The 16,090-nt window shown below is 70.6% G+C and carries 9 protein-coding genes and 1 pseudogene; 2 read left to right on the top strand and 8 right to left on the bottom strand.

Features of this window, described 5'->3' with window-relative positions; genetic code table 11:
- Window positions 1-16: 16 nt before the first annotated feature.
- The 5 genes and pseudogenes from BX283_RS36240 to BX283_RS36220 form a co-directional block, all read right to left on the bottom strand.
- On the bottom strand, window positions 17-3,220 hold the full coding sequence (locus tag BX283_RS36240) for a hypothetical protein (protein WP_101391623.1): 3,204 nt from the start codon (window positions 3,218-3,220) through the stop codon (window positions 17-19).
- A 519-nt stretch (window positions 3,221-3,739) separates the two neighbouring features.
- Entirely contained in the window at window positions 3,740-5,023 is a 1,284-nt protein-coding gene (locus BX283_RS36235; protein ID WP_101391622.1) for an NAD(P)/FAD-dependent oxidoreductase, read from the bottom strand.
- Window positions 5,024-5,131: 108 nt separating this feature from the next.
- Window positions 5,132-7,333: a trehalase family glycosidase gene (locus BX283_RS36230; protein ID WP_101391621.1), complete on the bottom strand. Its 2,202-nt coding sequence runs from the start codon at window positions 7,331-7,333 to the stop codon at window positions 5,132-5,134.
- 123 nt (window positions 7,334-7,456) lie between these two features.
- The gene (locus BX283_RS36225; protein WP_101391620.1) at window positions 7,457-8,815 is read right to left on the bottom strand and encodes an AMP-binding protein; all 1,359 of its coding nucleotides are present in this window, start codon (window positions 8,813-8,815) and stop codon (window positions 7,457-7,459) included.
- A gap of 294 nt (window positions 8,816-9,109) precedes the next feature.
- A pseudogene (locus tag BX283_RS36220) lies at window positions 9,110-11,574 on the bottom strand (collagenase).
- A gap of 678 nt (window positions 11,575-12,252) precedes the next feature.
- Here BX283_RS36220 and BX283_RS36215 point away from each other — a divergent pair.
- Window positions 12,253-12,456, top strand: a complete 204-nt coding sequence (locus BX283_RS36215) for a cold-shock protein (RefSeq protein ID WP_101391619.1) — start codon at window positions 12,253-12,255, stop codon at window positions 12,454-12,456.
- Window positions 12,457-12,629: 173 nt separating this feature from the next.
- Here BX283_RS36215 and BX283_RS36210 read toward each other — a convergent pair whose 3' ends face one another.
- Window positions 12,630-13,193 (bottom strand): GNAT family N-acetyltransferase, encoded by a 564-nt coding sequence (locus BX283_RS36210; protein ID WP_101391618.1) that lies wholly within the window; start codon window positions 13,191-13,193, stop codon window positions 12,630-12,632.
- A gap of 49 nt (window positions 13,194-13,242) precedes the next feature.
- Window positions 13,243-13,752, bottom strand: a complete 510-nt coding sequence (locus tag BX283_RS36205; RefSeq protein ID WP_101391617.1) for an RICIN domain-containing protein — start codon at window positions 13,750-13,752, stop codon at window positions 13,243-13,245.
- A 527-nt stretch (window positions 13,753-14,279) separates the two neighbouring features.
- Between BX283_RS36205 and ppk2 the strand changes: the two genes are divergently transcribed.
- On the top strand, window positions 14,280-15,137 hold the full coding sequence (gene ppk2 / locus BX283_RS36200) for a polyphosphate kinase 2 (protein ID WP_101391616.1): 858 nt from the start codon (window positions 14,280-14,282) through the stop codon (window positions 15,135-15,137).
- Between the two features lie 95 nt (window positions 15,138-15,232).
- Here the strand turns inward: ppk2 and BX283_RS36195 are convergent, their stop codons facing one another.
- Window positions 15,233-16,078, bottom strand: a complete 846-nt coding sequence (locus BX283_RS36195; protein WP_101391615.1) for a universal stress protein — start codon at window positions 16,076-16,078, stop codon at window positions 15,233-15,235.
- Window positions 16,079-16,090: the final 12 nt, after the last annotated feature.

Raw genomic sequence — 16,090 nt, 5'->3', positions numbered from 1 at the left:
CAACCGCTCCTCTTCCTCAGTTCTCCACCCACTCGCCCGACGCGTCCTTGCGCCAGACGGGCAGCTCGTCGTCGTGGCGCAGCTTCACCAGGGTCGTCGGGATGCGGACCCGCCACGGCGCGCCCTGCGGGACCTCGTCGCCGGGACGGTTGAGCCGCTCGGCCAGTTCGTCGGCGATGGGCAGATAGAGCGGGCTCGTGATCGCGGGCAGCGGGCCGCCGTTCCACAGTTCCCCGAAGTTCATGTAGTGGTCGACAGCCCCTTCGAAACCGGGGCGGACCGGCACGGTCACCCGGCAGAACCCGGCTTTGAGGAACTGGTTGAACTGCGGGTCCGGGTCCTCGTAACTCAGCCGCTCGTCCCATTGGCTCTTACGGCCCCAGAAGTACGGGTACGCCACCCACGTCAGGTGCTCCCACTCGATGGCCTGCTCGAAGAACCGTACGTACGCGCCTTCGGCGGCGGCCTCCGCCACGTCGATCTGCGGGATCGCACGCCCGTCGGCCGTCACCACGTCGATCGAGCCGAACAGGTCGAAGTGCTGGTCGGTGAGGATGCTGACGCAGCTCTTGCGCAGCTCGTCGGCGACGATGAGCTGGTTGGCCAGCGGGTTGCGGCCGTGGATCGGCACCCCGGCCTGCAACTGGAGGGCGGCGAGCTGCTGCTCGTACTCCGACAGGCGCGCGAGGTAGGCGGTGGTGAGCTTGGCGTGGGTCTCCAGACGCCACTTGTCCAGGGCCCGCTCGGTGCGCTGGCACTTCACCTCGACTCCGACGGCGACCTCCGAGATCCGCCAGGTCTGCACGGCCACCGGAACGGAGTCGCGCTCCTGCGTCATCGGCGCCGTCCACAGCCAGTCGCCGTAGTGGAACCGGTGCGTCCTGCTGCCGACGAGCACGTCGACGCTGCAGTTCTGCTGCCAGAGGTTGAACAGCGCGCCGCAGGACACCTGGACGGCCATATAGCCGTCGTCGATACCGACCTGCCCCGAGTGCGTGTAGTCGGTCTTGCTGTCGCCGCCGCCCGCCTTGAAGTCGAACGACTTGGTGCGGTACATCTCCGGCGGCGGGGACACGTCCGTCGCGTGGTAGAGCTGCACCCACTGGGCGTAGTTGAGCTCGGTGATCTCGTCGGGGCGCATCGTGAACGGAGCAGGCTTCGCGAGGTCCACCGCGCTGGCGTGCGCCGACTGGAGCGTCTCGATGAAGTACGCGGCGGGCTCCGGCACCATGAAGTCGAACATGGTCCGCAGCCCGTAGTTGTACATCTGGGCCTCGTAGACCTTGTTCACCCACTGGTAGACCCCGGAGATGTTGCCGTTGCCGTTCCGGTTGTCCAGTCCGTGGGTGTTCTTCTCCGTCACCTCCGTGGTGACACGCAGGGACGTGCGCTGCAGGACCCGTTCGGAGATCCGGTTGGAGCTGCGCTGCGTCACGTCCTGCGCGAAGGTCGCGGCCGACTTCGTGGCCTCCTCCTTCGAGCGGGACAGCGAGCCTTCGACGGACGCGTTGAACTCGACCGTGGGCCCGTACTTGCCCGACACGGTCAGCCCCGCCTTGAGCTGGGCGTCCTCCTTGATGACCGAGCTGGCCTCCCGGGTCATCTCGAACCGGTCCGTGGACTCCAGCTCCCGTTCCTCGGCCGTGGTGACCTCGGTCTCGGTGAAGGTGATCTGCTCGGTCTCCTGTCGCCGGGTGTGCTCGCGCTGCTTGCTCTCCCCGCGCAGCACGTTCTCGATGTGGGCGACTTCGGCGCCCTCGTACCCGATCAGCTGCTGGCGGACCAGGATCAGGTCGGCGATTCCGGACGGGGCGACCGTGCCGCGCGTCTGCGGGACCCGCTCGTCCGCAAGCGGCACGGACTCCGGCGCCAGGCTCTCCCCGACGACCAGGTCCGTCCACGGGGAGGGCAGCGGGGTCGAGAGGGTGACGAGCGTGTCGCCGATGCGCTTGACGCTGCGGCGTGTCGGGCGGCCCACCAGGGTCTCCAGCTCCGCGCCGATCGAGGTCCGCTCGTCCTGCAACTGGGCCACGATGCGGTCCAGCGGCTGGGCGTTCAGTGCGATGCCGCGCTCCGACAGGAGCGTCTTGGTGGGCGCGCTCAGGGTGTCGACGGCGCTGGCCCGCAGCCGGAAGCCGAGGTCGCCGAGTTGTGAGGGCTTGAACGGCGGCGTGCCCGACAGCAGGTCGGGCTTCGCGCCGAAGACCTGCCCCGCGAGCAGCGCCGCGCCCTCCACCGGCGGCGCCGGAGCGGGCTGGGCCGGGGGGTCCCCCGCGGGCTCGGCGAGGGAGCGGCCGGGGGCCGGGGTGTCGGCGGCGCCGGGCTCGCCTGCCGCGAGGGCTTCCCCCTCCGCCGCGGCGAGCGGTGTGGCCGGGACCGGGCCCAGGGCACGCAGGTTCGCCTCGCCGAGGCGGCTGTGGAAGCTGACCTGTCGGGTCAGCGCGGCCAGGGGCTGGAGGTCGGCGGCCGGTACGGCCCCCTCGCCGTCCGCTTGCGCGGTCGCCTGCAGATGCTCCCCGCCGAGGCCGGTCAGCTCCACCACCGCGCCCTGAAGCCGCTTGTGCGTGTCCAGCAGCTGGGCGGCGCGCTCCCGGCGGCGGGCCGTGGCCTGCTCCTCCTGCTCCCGTCGGCGGGCCTCGGCCGCGCTCGTCGACAGCTCGGGTTCCAGGCCGGTCGCCCTGGGCAGCTTCAGGGACCGCCGCAGCATCCGCCGGACGTCGTCCGCCTTGGCCGGGAACGTTGTGTCCGAGACGAGCCGCGCCACCACCTCCAAGTACCGCAGCTGGTCGGTGAGCGCGTCGATCGGCCGACCGTGCTCGGTCGGCAGGTACTTGATCGCCAGCAGACTGTCCCGGAGCCGCGACACCGAGTCCTGGTAGGGCTGCCCGCCCACTACGGCCGCAGGCTCGGCGCCGTACGCGTCCCGCACCGCCTTGACGACGGCCAGCCGCAAGGCGTTGGGCTGCCCGGCCGGCGGGCTGGCCAGCAGCCGTCCGAGGGCGGCGGCGAACGCGGCGGTCTGCGTCGCCAGCGGGGTCTTCGCCGGCGTCCCGATGAATCTGGTCGACGCGACGAACTCCCCCGCCACCCGGCGCACTTCGGCGCGCGGCGTGCTCGATTGCGACGCGGTGGCGAGCACGTCCTGGAAGGCGGACTGCTGCGCCAGCTCGATACTCGGCTGATCCGGATCCTGGCCGACCGCGGGGCGGATCAACGCCATACGGAATAGCGGTTCCATAAAACTCTCCAGTGCGGCTCGAACAGCAGGGCGTGCGGTGCGTCGGGCACCGGTCCGGTTGATTGATCGGAACGATCACTTGGGCGTTCCGGAGGGCATTGGCGAGACACGGTCGCTGCATGGAGTGGTTCGAACCCTGATCTCCCCAGATCACCACGCCTCAACGTCCGCTGCAATCGGGAACGTTCATCCGATTTCCCGCGACACGGCCTATGCAGAATGCCAGTTCCGCGCGGAACGGCCATCACTTCGGTCCGCTGAGCGGAACACGGCCACATTCGCGCTACCACGCGGGGGTTGGGCCGGCCGGGCTCACTGCCTGAGTGACCAGGCCACGACTTCCGGACGGGACAAAGCCGGGCACCTCACGGGGAGCTACCCGGCGTCGGTCCATTCGCTCCGGCGGGGGATGCGGAGCGCGTCCTCATGATGGCAGGACAGCCCGGCCCTGCGGACCGGACCTTTATGATTGATCTGAGCTTTTCCTGAGCCCGGCAGCTGTCATGACTGGGTGCGTGACAGGCTCGCGGGTGGCACGCTCGCCCGGCGATGTCTGATGTTGACGGCCGAAGCCTTCGCCAGTGCCACGGGGCTCAGGAAACGCAGCGGGCCGATCAGGCGGGACGCGAAGAGATGCATGTGCCGCGCCACCGACGCATCGCGCGCCGCCGCCGAGAACACCAGCCGCTCCACGGGATTGAACGGGCGGGCCGTGGCATAGTCGACCGCCAGGAACTGGTGGCCGCGCAAACGGCGCCGGTGTGTGCGTGCGTACGCCGCGAGCGAGCTGTCGAGGTCACCCCGGCCGGTCGCGGCGGCGGCGACCGCCTCCGCCAGCCACTGCGCGGACTGCAGAGCCCACCCGCATCCCACGCCCCACAGCGGATCGCTGGTCAGGGCGGCGTCGCCGATCAGCGCGACGCCCGGCGCGGTCGCCTTGCGGCTGTGCAGCGGGTAGTTGACCGTACCGGTGATCTTCGTGATGCGCTCGGCGGAGTCGATGGGCGGCGCCTCGGGCAGGGCCTGGACGAATGCGCGGAAGCTGCCCTCCAGGTCCTCCCGGAAGGCCGGCAGCCGCTTCTTGTCGGGGAGCACGGCGAGGACCGTCACCCCGTCGTCGTTCGGGAACGCGTACGCCATGTCGGGCTCCAGGAACCAGGCGTGGGCGATCCCGTCGCGCAGGGGAAGATCACGGAAGTGCGCGAGATAGCCGAACCGCGCGTTCTCGTGCGTCCGGGTCGGCACTCCGGCGAACTTGGCCACGGCCGAGTCCTTGCCGTCGGCGCCCACCACCAGACGGGCCCGGATCTCGCGCTCGCCCTCGGGTGTCGAGGCGCGCACTCCCACGGTTCGCCCGGCTTCCCGGACCAGCCCGGTCACCTGGTGGCCGAGGAGCAGATCGACGCCGGGGGTCTGCGCCGCACGGGACCTGATCAACGGGTCGAGGGTGCTGCGCCGGATGTTGTACCCGTACGGCAGCTCGGGGCCTCCCGGCGCGGCCCTCGGCTCGATCCATCCCCAGCGGGTGTACCAGCGGGCGTGGTTGCGTATCGCTCCCGCCTTCTCCAGAGCGGGGACGAGGCCGAGTTCGTCCAGCACCGGGTAGGCGCCGGCCGTGATGGAGTGGGTGCACAGCACCTTGTACGCCTCGGGGTCCGAGCGGCGTTCCAGCAGTGCGACGCGGACACCGCGTCGAGCGAGCAGGATCGCCACGGCGCTGCCGGCGAGGCTGGCTCCGCTGATCACGACGTCGTAGTCGTCTCCCGCGCTCTCAGGCTTGGTCATGCGCTGATCGCCCCCTTCGGGGTGTAGTGCCGTTCGTGGGCGTGGTGCAGTGCAACTGCAGTCAGAACATGAACACTTGTCAAGAGTTGTGGATCAAGTGGCGTGTGATCAGGGTGCGGGCGGCCCGACCAGCGGCAGCAGCAGGGCCGCGGACCAGCTGAAGTTGGGTGAGTTGAGCGGGTCCCCGGCCAACGGGTCGTAGTTCTCCATGATCGGCGCGTTCCCGGTCAGGCCCGCCGCGCCTTCGATGAGCCTCGCGGTCAGCGCGTCCGCGTCGCGGGCGTACCCGTAACGGCGCATTCCGGCGATGGCGAAGTACGCCTGGTCGAGCCAGACGGGCCCGCGCCAGTACTGCCGCGGGGCGAAGTACGGCGAACTCTTGGACACCGTCGGCAGGGGCATCGGCGTAGCGAACTCCCCCGGATCCAGCAGCCGTTCACGAACGGCGGCGGCCTGCGCCCGGGTCGCGGCACCGGTCCACAGCGGGATCGCCCCCTCGATGCCCCTGCCCCGGTCGACCAGCCGGGTGCCGGAGCCGAGCGCGGTGTCGTGGAACCAGCTGGTCGCCGGGTCGTACATCCTCTCCCGTACGGCCCTGGCGGTGGCGGCAGCCTTGGCACGCCACTCGTCGGCGGCCGCCCGCCTGCCCAGCTCCTCGGCGATCCGCCCCAGATGCTCCTGGTCGGCGGCGAGGTAGGAGTTGAGGTCCACGGACTCCTGGGTCAGCGAGTAGCCGATCACCCGCCCCGAGCCGTCCTGGTTGGGCACGACCGAGGTGCCCGCCGCGGCGTCGAACCGGGGTGCGTTGTCCATCCCGCTCTCCCAGGCCGCGGCCAGCCGCTGCTGCCCGGCCGTGCCGTTGGCGGGATCCACGGTCGCGCCGTACTCCGCGAGCCCGTTGTGGTCGTGGTCCCGAGTGCGGTACCACCACCGCTCGTACGCCGCCAGCTTCGGGTACACCTCCCGCAGGAAGTCCTTGTCCCCGCTGTGCCGGTAGACCTCCCACACCGACCAGGCGCCCAGCGGCGGCTTGCTGTTGCGCTCGTTCCAGTTGGTCCCGCCCCGCCGCGGGTCGTTGTAGAACACGACGTCCGGGATCATCCCCGCGTCCTGCGGCCGGGTCGTGGAGCCGGGGCGTATCTGATGGTCGAGCACCGAGCGGATCTGCGCCTGGGCGAGTCTCGTGTCGAAGCGTGCCGTGCCGACCGCCTGCTTCCAGGTGTCCCACGCCCACAAGCCGCCCGCGAACCACTTGTACGACAGGGACGGTGTGATCCCGTCGTGCCGGAGGCGACCGGCGGGGCTGCGCCAGTTGGTCACCAGCGTCTCCAGGGCCTTGACGGCGAGCCGCCGCCGCCCGGGCGCCACCCCGGCGGTGACGCCGTCGACGTACCGCCACCAGCGGGCGTCGACGGTACGGATCGTACGCGCCGGGTCGGCGAACACCCGCTGCACCTCACCCGCTTCCGCGACCCGCTCGGCCCGCGTGAACGTGTAGCTCTCGGTCCAGTCCAGCGAGCGTTCCGCGCCGGGCTTGAGGGTGAAGGGCGCCGTCAGTTCCGTACGGTAGGAGTCCCCCTCTCCCGTCAGGACCGTCCGGACCGGGTCCTTGTGGCGGACCTCGAACCGTTCGGTGCCGTCGGTGAGGAAGTCGTCCGCCGCGCGCACCTTGGCGAAGTCGACGGCGACGCCCTCGGGCGCCACGGCCAGCGAAGGCGCCTGGCGCATAGGCTCCTGGGCGGGTCGCAGCAGGGTTCCGGTCCAGTCGGCGCCGAGGGTGCGCGGGGCCGGGCCGGTGTTGCGTACCGCGGCCCGCACCAGGGCGGTGCGGTGGGTGGCGTATCGCAGCTCAAGGGTGAGCCGGAGACCGCCGCCGAGGTCGTACGCCTGGACCAGGGCCCCCGGGCGCGAGGTGAAGCGCGGTGTGCCGCCGCCGGCGAGATCCAGCGGGCGGCCGTCCTCGCTCAGCCGGATGCGGCTGAACGCGGTGCTCAGCCACCAGGGGTACTCCTGCGCGAGGTAGAGAGGGCCGGTGAAGCCGCCGTATCCGCCCCGGGCGTCCGCCGCTGGCAGGGCGTACGCGTGCCAAGCTCCTTGGTCCGCGAAGACGTTGACCGGGTTGATGTCCGTCTCGCCCCCGGGAAGCGCCGCGTCCGGGGTGCCGCTGAGGTCGAGTACGTCGTCGTAGTCGTGTCCGTGGCCGGGCGAAGGTGTCTGGCGGGGTGGGGCGGCAGCCGTGGGCTGGACACAGGCGGTGGCCACGGTCAGGGCGAGGGTGAGGCCGGACAGGGCACGGCGGTGCGGGCGCATCGGCGGATTCCAATCTTCCGAGGTCCGGGTCCGAGGGACGAAGAGGCTGCTCGGCAGCATGGAACGCGCGTCGCGCCCGCATCACACGTTTCTCCCTCTCCGGCCGGATCTGGCCCCCGGCGCCTACCTCTTACCGTGCGAGCGGCCCTCGATGACGAGGTTGCCGTCACCGGTGAGGCGGGCGACGACGGCGGTCTTGTAGAAGCCGTCGGGGGTGAAGGCGCGGGCGTTGTGGTCAGGGGCTTTGTAGTAGCCGCGCAGGGTGCAGGGGCCGCGCGTCCAGAGCTGTCCGGGAGTTCCGGCCGGTACGTCGGTACCGTCCGCGTCGGTGATGCGGATCTCGTCGCCGGGCGAGAGGGGGCGGCCCCGCGTGTGCCGGATGACCTCGTCGGTGTCGGTTAGGCGGGTCAGACAGAGCAGTTCCTCGGCCGCCCCGAAGACCTGTTGGAGGCGGCAGCCGAAGGCCGGTGGGATACGCGCCGCGAGGTCGGGGTGGAGGTGTGCGCCGCCGATCTGGAGGAGGCGCAGGCCGGCGAGGTCGTACTCGCCGTTGGGGAGCGTTTCCAGCCACCGCTGTGCGAGGGCGGGGTCGAGGGAGGTGACGGTGACCTTCTCGGTCTCGATCACGCGGAGGGCGTCGGCCGGGTCGGGGTCGTCGATCAGCACGACAGTGCCGCCGGTGGCGAGGGTGCCGACGATGCCGGGGCAGCCGAAGGCGAAGGGGGAGGCGGCCGGGAGGACCGCGAGGTAGACGTCGTCAGGGCCGAGGCCGATCAGTTCGGCGGCGGCCCGGGTCTGGTACGCGTATGCGTTGTGGGTGCGCGGGACCAGGTGGGGCGAGACCGTTTTCCCGCCATTCCCGCCGTTCCCACCCGACGGCAGGAAGAAGGCGACGTCGTTGGGGTTGTACGTGCGGTCCGCGTTGCTCGGTGCGTCCACGGACCGCAGGGGGAAGAACAGGCATCCGCTGGGGGCGGTGGTGAAGCCGCCCTGGACACCATCGGGGCCGTCCAGGGTGAAGGCGCGGCGCAGACGCGGATGGTCGTCGCTGATCTCGGCGACCATCGCGGCGTGGTCGAAGCCCTGGTGGATGCCGGGGCCGATGTAGGCAGCGGCTTCGGCGACACGGGCGAGGTGCCCGATCTCGTCCGCGCGGTAGGAGATCGACGCGAACACCGGGAGGGCGCCGGCCCGCATGAGGGCGTAGACGGTGATGACGAACTCGGGCACGTTCGGCATCTGGACGATGACCCGGTCGCCCGGCCGGATGCCCCGCAGCGTGAGCCCGGCGGCCACACGGTCGACCCGCCGGTTCAGCTCCCGGTAGGTGAGGCGACGCTCGCCGTGGACGAGGGCGGTACGGGTCGTGTACGTGCGGGCGTGCTCGGCGAGGAGTTGGGGCAGGGCTGCGCCCCGGTAGTAGCCGTCGTCGTAGTAGCGGCCCATGGTCTCGGGCAGGAGCGGGGTACAGCCGTCCAGCATGGTGCGAGCCCTTCCCGGTGTCACTCGGTACGGTTTTCCGTCACGGCCGTCAGTGTCCCGGATGCGCTCCCGCGCCGGGCAGTAGAGGATCACCCGAGGAACTGGCCGGTGCGGCGGTGTGGTCGACCAACGACGATGCCCTGGAGTGGCCGCGGCAGCCTGGTTACCGTGTGAGGGAGCGAGGGCGGCCGCGACGCGCTGGGTAAGCCCCGATTCCCGACGTCGGCTGAGCCGGGCCCGCTGCGCAGCGGGCCCGGCACCGCGGCCTCTCGTGGATCCGAGGACCCGGGGTCACTAGGCCGTCGTGACCGTGACGCCGCTGAACGCTGTTTGCGCGTACAGGCTGACGTACCGGTATCCGGCCGTGCTGTTGGTGACGGTGATGCTCTCGTTGTTTCCGGTGCTCGTCGACCGGGCGGTGTACTCCGTGGTGGTCGCCCAGGTGTTGGCGTTGTAGTAGAGGTCGGCGTTGCCCGTACCCCGGTGGTCGTGATGTGCAGCGTCACGGTACCGGCCGGCAGGTAGAGGTACAGGTAGTCCAGGTCGCCCGCCTTGGCCGAACGGCCGGAGCGCGAGCAGTTCTGGTCCAGTCTGCGGGTGTCGGTGCCGGTGCAGGCCGGGAGGGTGGCGCTGAGGGTGACGGGCTTGGCCGTGGTGGCGGTCAGGCCCTTGGCGTCGGTCACGGTCAGGGAGATCGTGTAGGTACCGGGGGCGGTATACGTCTTGGACGGGTTGGCCGCCGTGGACGTGGTTCCGTCGCCGAAGTTCCACGAGCGTGCGGTGATGGCGGCGCCGGTGTCGGTGGACTTGTCGGTCAGGTTCACCGACAGACCGGAGACGGCCAGGTCGAAGGCGGCGGTCGGCCCGTTGCCCGTGCTGCCGCAGGATCCGGCGGCGCAGGCGTCGAGCCAGGTGTTGAAGTCGGCGTCGTAGCGGGTGCCGATGCCGGTGCTGTAGACCGCGTATGCGCCGGCGTAGTCACCGGTACGGAACTTGGCCAGCATGTTCTGCACGTCCGCCGGGTGCTTCTCGATCATGTAGCGGGTGGCCAGGTAGCCCCAGGGATACGTCCGGGTCAGGTCGGAGTTGGCGTAGGAGCTCTGCCACAGGGTGCTCAGGGCGTAGGTGTGGTGTGCGGCCTCGGCGATCGCCTGGGTGTCGGGCAGACCGCGGTAGCTGTAGGAGACGTACTCGGCGAAGCCCTCGATCCACCAGATGTCCGGGACGGCCTGCCCGGCGTCGAAGTCGCCGGCCATGTCGTAGCGACCGTCGAGGTAGTGCGTGTACTCGTGGTTGAGGTTCCAGATGTCGCCGGGGAAGCCGTCGTTGACGCTCTTCACATAGGACAGGAAGCGGGCCTGGTTGGCGGGGTCGGCGGGGTTGCCCTCCAGGTACTCTCCGCCGTTGTTGGTGCTGTTGCCGAAGATCCAGCCGGAGTACGTCTGGTAGTCCTTGGGACTGGCGAACGTCACGACCTGGATGTTCGTGTTGTGGTCATTGGCCACCGGGCCGCTGTCCTTGACGATGCCGTGGAAGTACGCGTCCTGGCCCTGGAGGCTGGCACAGGCCGCGGTGAGCGCCGCGTTGGTCAGTGACTGGGCGCGGAAGGTGTGTCCGCTGTCGCAGTTGTAGGTGATCGGCAGCGCCGCGGCGGTGAGCCGGCCGACGAAGTCGCAGGTCCCGTAGTACGAGCACTGCGCCTTGTCGTGGGTGTCGGTCATGGCGGCGACCCCGACCCACAGGGGCGCGGTCGCACCGGTGATGGCCGAGTCGCCGAGCAGGCCCTTCGCCAGCGGCCTGACCTTGGCCTGGAGGGCGGGGGTGTCGAGGAAGCGGGCCGTCTCCGTACCGGCGTTGGAGTCGAGGTAGAACCAGGCGTCGTTCAGCTTGGCCAGGTGGTTGTGCGCGAACGCGGCGAGGGTGTCCACGATGCTCGGGTCGGCGGTCACCGCCTTGATGAAGGCGGGGTTCCAGTGGCCGCGGAAGATCGGGGTGAAGACGTCGTTGACGGCGGCGTCCATGCTCCAGTAGGCGTCGTAGGTGCTGTCGTAGGCGTTGAGCACCTTCTTGTACGTATTCAGGTAGCGGGCCTGCTCGTTGGCGCTGTCCGTGAGGATCAGGACCTCGCCCAGGACGTCGCCGTTGGCCGAGCTGACGTCCATGAAGTGCGAGGAGGCGGTCATGGTGTCCAGCGCGGCCTCGGTCGCCGCGGCGAGGGACGGGCCGTACGGTCCCACGTCGGAGGCGTGGTTGAACTGCACGTAGTACCCGGCGCGCAGGAAGAGCACCAGCTGCCACACATGGGTGGAGTTGTCTCCGGGGTAGCTCCGCGCCGTGCTCTGGAACGCGTTGGCGATGGTGACCATCTGCGCTTCGCGGAACACGTTGCGGGCGTCGGTGCCGGTCACGCCGAACAGCGTGTTGACGCAGGCCGTGGTCGACGCCTGGACGAACGTGACGAGCGCGGAGCCGGTCCGGCTCCCGAAGTCGCCCGGCGTGCAGGACGCCGCGGCCGCGCCCTGCTCACGGCCGTGATCCGGCGGGGCGGTCCGCGAGGGGACCGGGTTCTGCGGGGGCCGGTTCGCGGCGTCGACCGGGCTGCGCCGTGCGTCGGCACGGTCGGAGGCGCTGGCGGTCGAGCCGACCGGTGGTGGGACGGTGTGCTGCGCGGGCTGGGCCGCCCCGGCCTTCGCGGGCTGCGGGGCCAGCCCTCGGTGCTCGGTGGCGAAGGCGCGGCCCGTCTGGCCGAGCATGGCCATGGACAGGCACAGCGCCAGGGCGAGTATCAGCAGGCCGCTGAGACTTCGTCTTGTTCGTTCCGTTCGGGTGTTCACGTGCCGCCTCCCAGCGGAGTGAAGACCGCGCTACGACGCGCGGTGGTGGGGGGAATCCCGCAGGCCACCCGAACCGTCCGGGCCGCCCCTGTACGTACGGGCGTGTCCGGGCAGGCTCCGATGACCCACGAGGCCGCACTGATCCGTTGGCTTGAACGCGACTTACGGTGACTGCAGCCAGAAAAATTGCACATGTCACATGGCTTGGGAAGAGAGCGCGGGCAAATCGGTGGCAATTCCTGGCAGTTGGGGGTCCGCGGGGTGCGTACTTGGCCACATGGCCGCGCTGGCGGAGGAGGCCGGTGGGCGACCGGGGGCGTCCCACCTCGTGACCTCGGCGAGTCCGCCCTCCAGCGCGCCCCCGAACCAGGACAAACCATGTGCGACCAACGGCTGTGCGCGGGGAACCGTAAACCTGGTTCGGATCATGGCCGTTGCTCTCTGGTGGCGCCCGGTTTCACCGTGTAGCGTCACTGTCAGATGTCGTGGTTCGCAGTACCTGCCCGCGCTCCGGTGCGGGCGCTTTGCTGTGCAGTGCGAGACCAGGGCGATCACCTCCGGATCCGCGCGGTGCGGATCCGATATCGACTGAGAGGCACCAGCATGGCCAGCGGAACTGTGAAGTGGTTCAACTCGGAGAAGGGCTTCGGCTTCATCGCCCAGGACGGCGGCGGCCCGGACGTCTTCGCCCACTACTCCAACATCAACTCCTCCGGCTTCCGTGAGCTCCAGGAAGGCCAGGCCGTGACCTTCGACATCACGCAGGGCCAGAAGGGCCCGCAGGCGGAGAACATCACCACCGTCTGAGCCAGGCCGGACGTCAGCGGGCCCTCGGAGCGGCAAGTCCGCCCCGAGGGCCCGCGCCTCGCCTCCGGGCGCCACGCGCTGTGCGCTCGCGGATCACCTCCGCCTCACTGGCGCAGGCGGCCCGGCGGCGATTCCCCGAGAGCCCGACTCCGGTGTCCGCCGAGGTCGTCCACCTACTCGGCCTGAATCGCGTCTGCCGGGATCGCGTCTGCCGGGATCTCGAAGACGATCTCGATCCCGTCGCGCTCGTTCCCCCGCTCACCGACCCGCGTGAAGCCGAAGCCCGCGATGGTGGCCAGAGAGGCCTCGTTGTCGGATCTGATGATGGCCCGCACGGTCCTGACACCGGGTTCGGCGGCGGCCCTGGCGAGCAGTGCCGTCACCATGGCGCGGGCATACCCCTGGCGGCGATACCCCGGCACGACGGTATAGCCGATCTGGACCATGCCGGCCTCGTCCGGCGGCCCGTGGAACCCGGCGTCGCCGACGACAACCCCGTCCGGCTCGGACACCGCGGCCCTGGCGATCCACGGCGCGGCAGAGGGGTCCTTGGCGAGTTGGTCGGCGCGATACCCGAAGATCCAGCGGGCCCGGTCACCGACGAAGTGTTCATCGAGGGCGACCCCAGCCTCGGCGCTGCCGCCGGCGAGGTCACCGTCGGCGAGCGCCCGCAGCGCCTTGGCGCTGAGCTCGACGAAGCGGACACGTTTGGGGGCGGGGAGAGATTCGTTGTTCATCGCGGAGATGCTCGCCCAGCCTCTCGGGGCTGTCCAGCGCTTTACGCCGTTACTGCTGGTGCCACCTGTAGTACTGGTGGGAAGGATCGCAGACGGTCGCCTGCAGGAGGGTTCCGTTCCGTACGCTGGGCGTCGAAAGGCAGAGCCCGCTCGACACGTTCTGCCACACCTGGTACCAGCCCGACGGCGGCCCGTTGGGGTTGTCCGCATAGAAGACGCGCCACTGCTGGGTGGTCGCGGCCGCGTTGCAGAACTCCACCGTGACCGTGCCCGAGCCCCAGGCCGGTGCGGTGATGCACCGTCCCGTGCGCTGGTTGGTGAAGGTGAACAGGCCTGTCTGCGTGTTGAACCCTTCGAGCCACTTCTGCTCGGAGCCACCCGTGCACGACCACATGTGGAGCTTCGCGGCGTTCTCGGTGGCGTTGTCGAGGCAGTGGCTCGAGTTCCAGACGTTGATCGGGCTGAAGCCCGCGGCCTGCGCGGGGGTGCCGACCGCCGCGACGGACAGCATCGCCAGCGCCCCGGTGAACAGCGCGAGCAGGCTGCGTCTCTTGGGCATGGGTCTTCTCCGGGTTCCTCGCCAGAGGTCCTTGGAGCCTGAACGACACGCGGCGTGTACAGACATTCGCGTACAGACAAGAGGGTCCAAGCCCCGCGAGTCGTGAGGCTGCCCGCCGAAGACACCGGCGAGTTCCTCCGGCGAGGCGCCCCGAGTCTCACACCACGGCTTCCTGCCAGCAACGCGCCCGAGACCCAATGTCCGGTTTTCGCGCCGAGCCGATCGCCGAGGGGGCGTCATCCCGGGGACTGGCGGTCGTCACGTGTCTGGAGTGGGGTACGAGGATTGCGCGTTCGGCGACAGCATCGCAGGTGGGGCGCGGCCTGCGCGCAGGGCGTCGCCTACGTGCCCCGACGTCTCCACCGTCCGCGCGGCCGACGAGGAACAGGCCATACCGCCGACGGAGGCCGCCGCGCTGCCGCGCCGCCCTCGGCCCCGTAGGACGAGAGGCTGATCGGCCCCTCCCCGGCCGCGTTCCCCTGCCGCACCCTGGCGTGGAGGCGCAGGACGGACAGAGGGAGACGACGATGGGTCAGAAGTCGGGCAGGTCGGGCGGCGCGGCGGCCGGTGTGTCGTCGGCGATACCGCGCGCCGTGTACGAGCGGGAGCTGTACCGGCTCCAGACCGAACTGGTGAAACTTCAGGAGTGGATACGTCAGGACGGCGCCCGGCTGGTCGTCGTGTTCGAGGGGCGCGACGCGGCGGGCAAGGGCGGCACGATCCAACGCGTCGCGGAGCACCTCAACCCCCGCGTCGCCCGGACCGTGGCCCTGCCCCGGCCGACCGAGCGCGAGCGCACGCAGTGGTACTTCCAGCGCTACTGCGCGCACCTGCCCGCCGCCGGCCAGATCACCCTGTTCGACCGCAGCTGGTACAACCGGGCCGGGGTCGAGCACGTGATGGGCTTCTGCACGGACGAGGAGCACGAGCGGTTCCTGCGCCAGTGCCCGGTCTTCGAGCGGATGCTCGTGGAGGACGGCATCCTGCTGCTCAAGTACTGGTTCTCGGTGAGCGACGCAGTACAGGAGCAGCGTTTCCGCCGTCGGCTCGAGGACCCCACGCGCCGCTGGAAGCTCTCCCCCATGGACCTGGAGTCCCTCACCCGCTGGGAGGCCTACTCCCGGGCGAAGGACGAGATGTTCCAGCACACCGACATCCGCGAGGCCCCCTGGCACGTCGTCGAGAGCGACGACAAGCGCAAGGCACGGCTCAACATGATCGCCCATCTTCTCGCCTCGGTGCCCTATCGAGAGGTCCCGCGCACCCCGCTGTCCCTTCCCGAGCGGCCGCCCGCCACCTCGTACCAGCGCCCGCCGCGCAATCTCCAGTCGTACGTACCGGACCACGCGGCGACCCTGCTGCGCGGGGGCGACCGGCCGAAATGAACGGGAGAGTCCCAGTCCCACTCACCTGACCGCAGGCACCGCACAGGCCCGTGCGCCGGGGACACCCCCCGGCGCACGGGCCTCTCGCTTCCCGGTCAGCCGTGCGGCACCACCGCCACCGGGCACAGCACATGGTGGATCACCGAGTGGGCCACCGGTCCCAGCCGCTCGCCCATGCCGGTGCGGCGGCCGATGACCAGCAGGCTCGCCCGGGTGGAGGCCAGCAGCAGATGGTGGCCCGCCCGGCCGTGGACCGCGTGCTCCCGCACGTCGGTGTCGGGGAACTTGTGCCGCCACGCGGACAGGGCCGCGGACAGAGCGCGGGCCTTCTCCGCCGCCGGATCGTCCGCGTCCGCCGACGGCACCAGCGGCACGCTCCAGGCGTGCAGGACGTGCAGCGGCGCGTGCCGACTCGCGGCCGCGTCGAAGGCGTAGGCGAGCAGGTCGTCGCAGGGGTGGGCCAGGTCGAGTCCGAGGACCACGGGCCGGTACGGGCCGGTGCCCGCCAGCCCCTGCCGCTCGTCCTCGGGCCGCTCCCCCGCGCGTACCAGCACGACCGGGCACGCGGCGCGCGCGGTGACGTCGAGGGCGACCGAGCCGACCAGGAACGCGGCGAATCCGGTGAAGCCGCGCGAGCCGAGCACCAGGGCCTCGGAGGTCCCGGCCGCCTCCACCAGGGTGGCGGCGGGCTGCCCGAGCGCGCGGGCGCGCCTGATCTCCAAGCCGGGGTGGGAGTGGGCGAGTTGCGTCACGGCCCGGTCCAGGGCCGTGCGCTCGGCGGGCCCGTCCGGGCCGGGGAGGGAGGCCGAGTCGGCGGGTTCCTCGTCCACGTACAGCAGGTGCAGGGCAAGGCCCCGCCGTACGGCTTCGCGGGCGGCCCAGTCGGCGGCGTCGAAGCTTTCGCGCGAGCCGTCGAGTCCGGCCGTGATGTGGCGTTGCATGATCCACCTCCG

This window comes from Streptomyces sp. TLI_146, assembly GCF_002846415.1.
Classification (GTDB): domain Bacteria; phylum Actinomycetota; class Actinomycetes; order Streptomycetales; family Streptomycetaceae; genus Streptomyces.
Note: the sequence above shows the minus strand (reverse complement) of the source record. Positions and strands in the feature narration are given on the sequence as shown.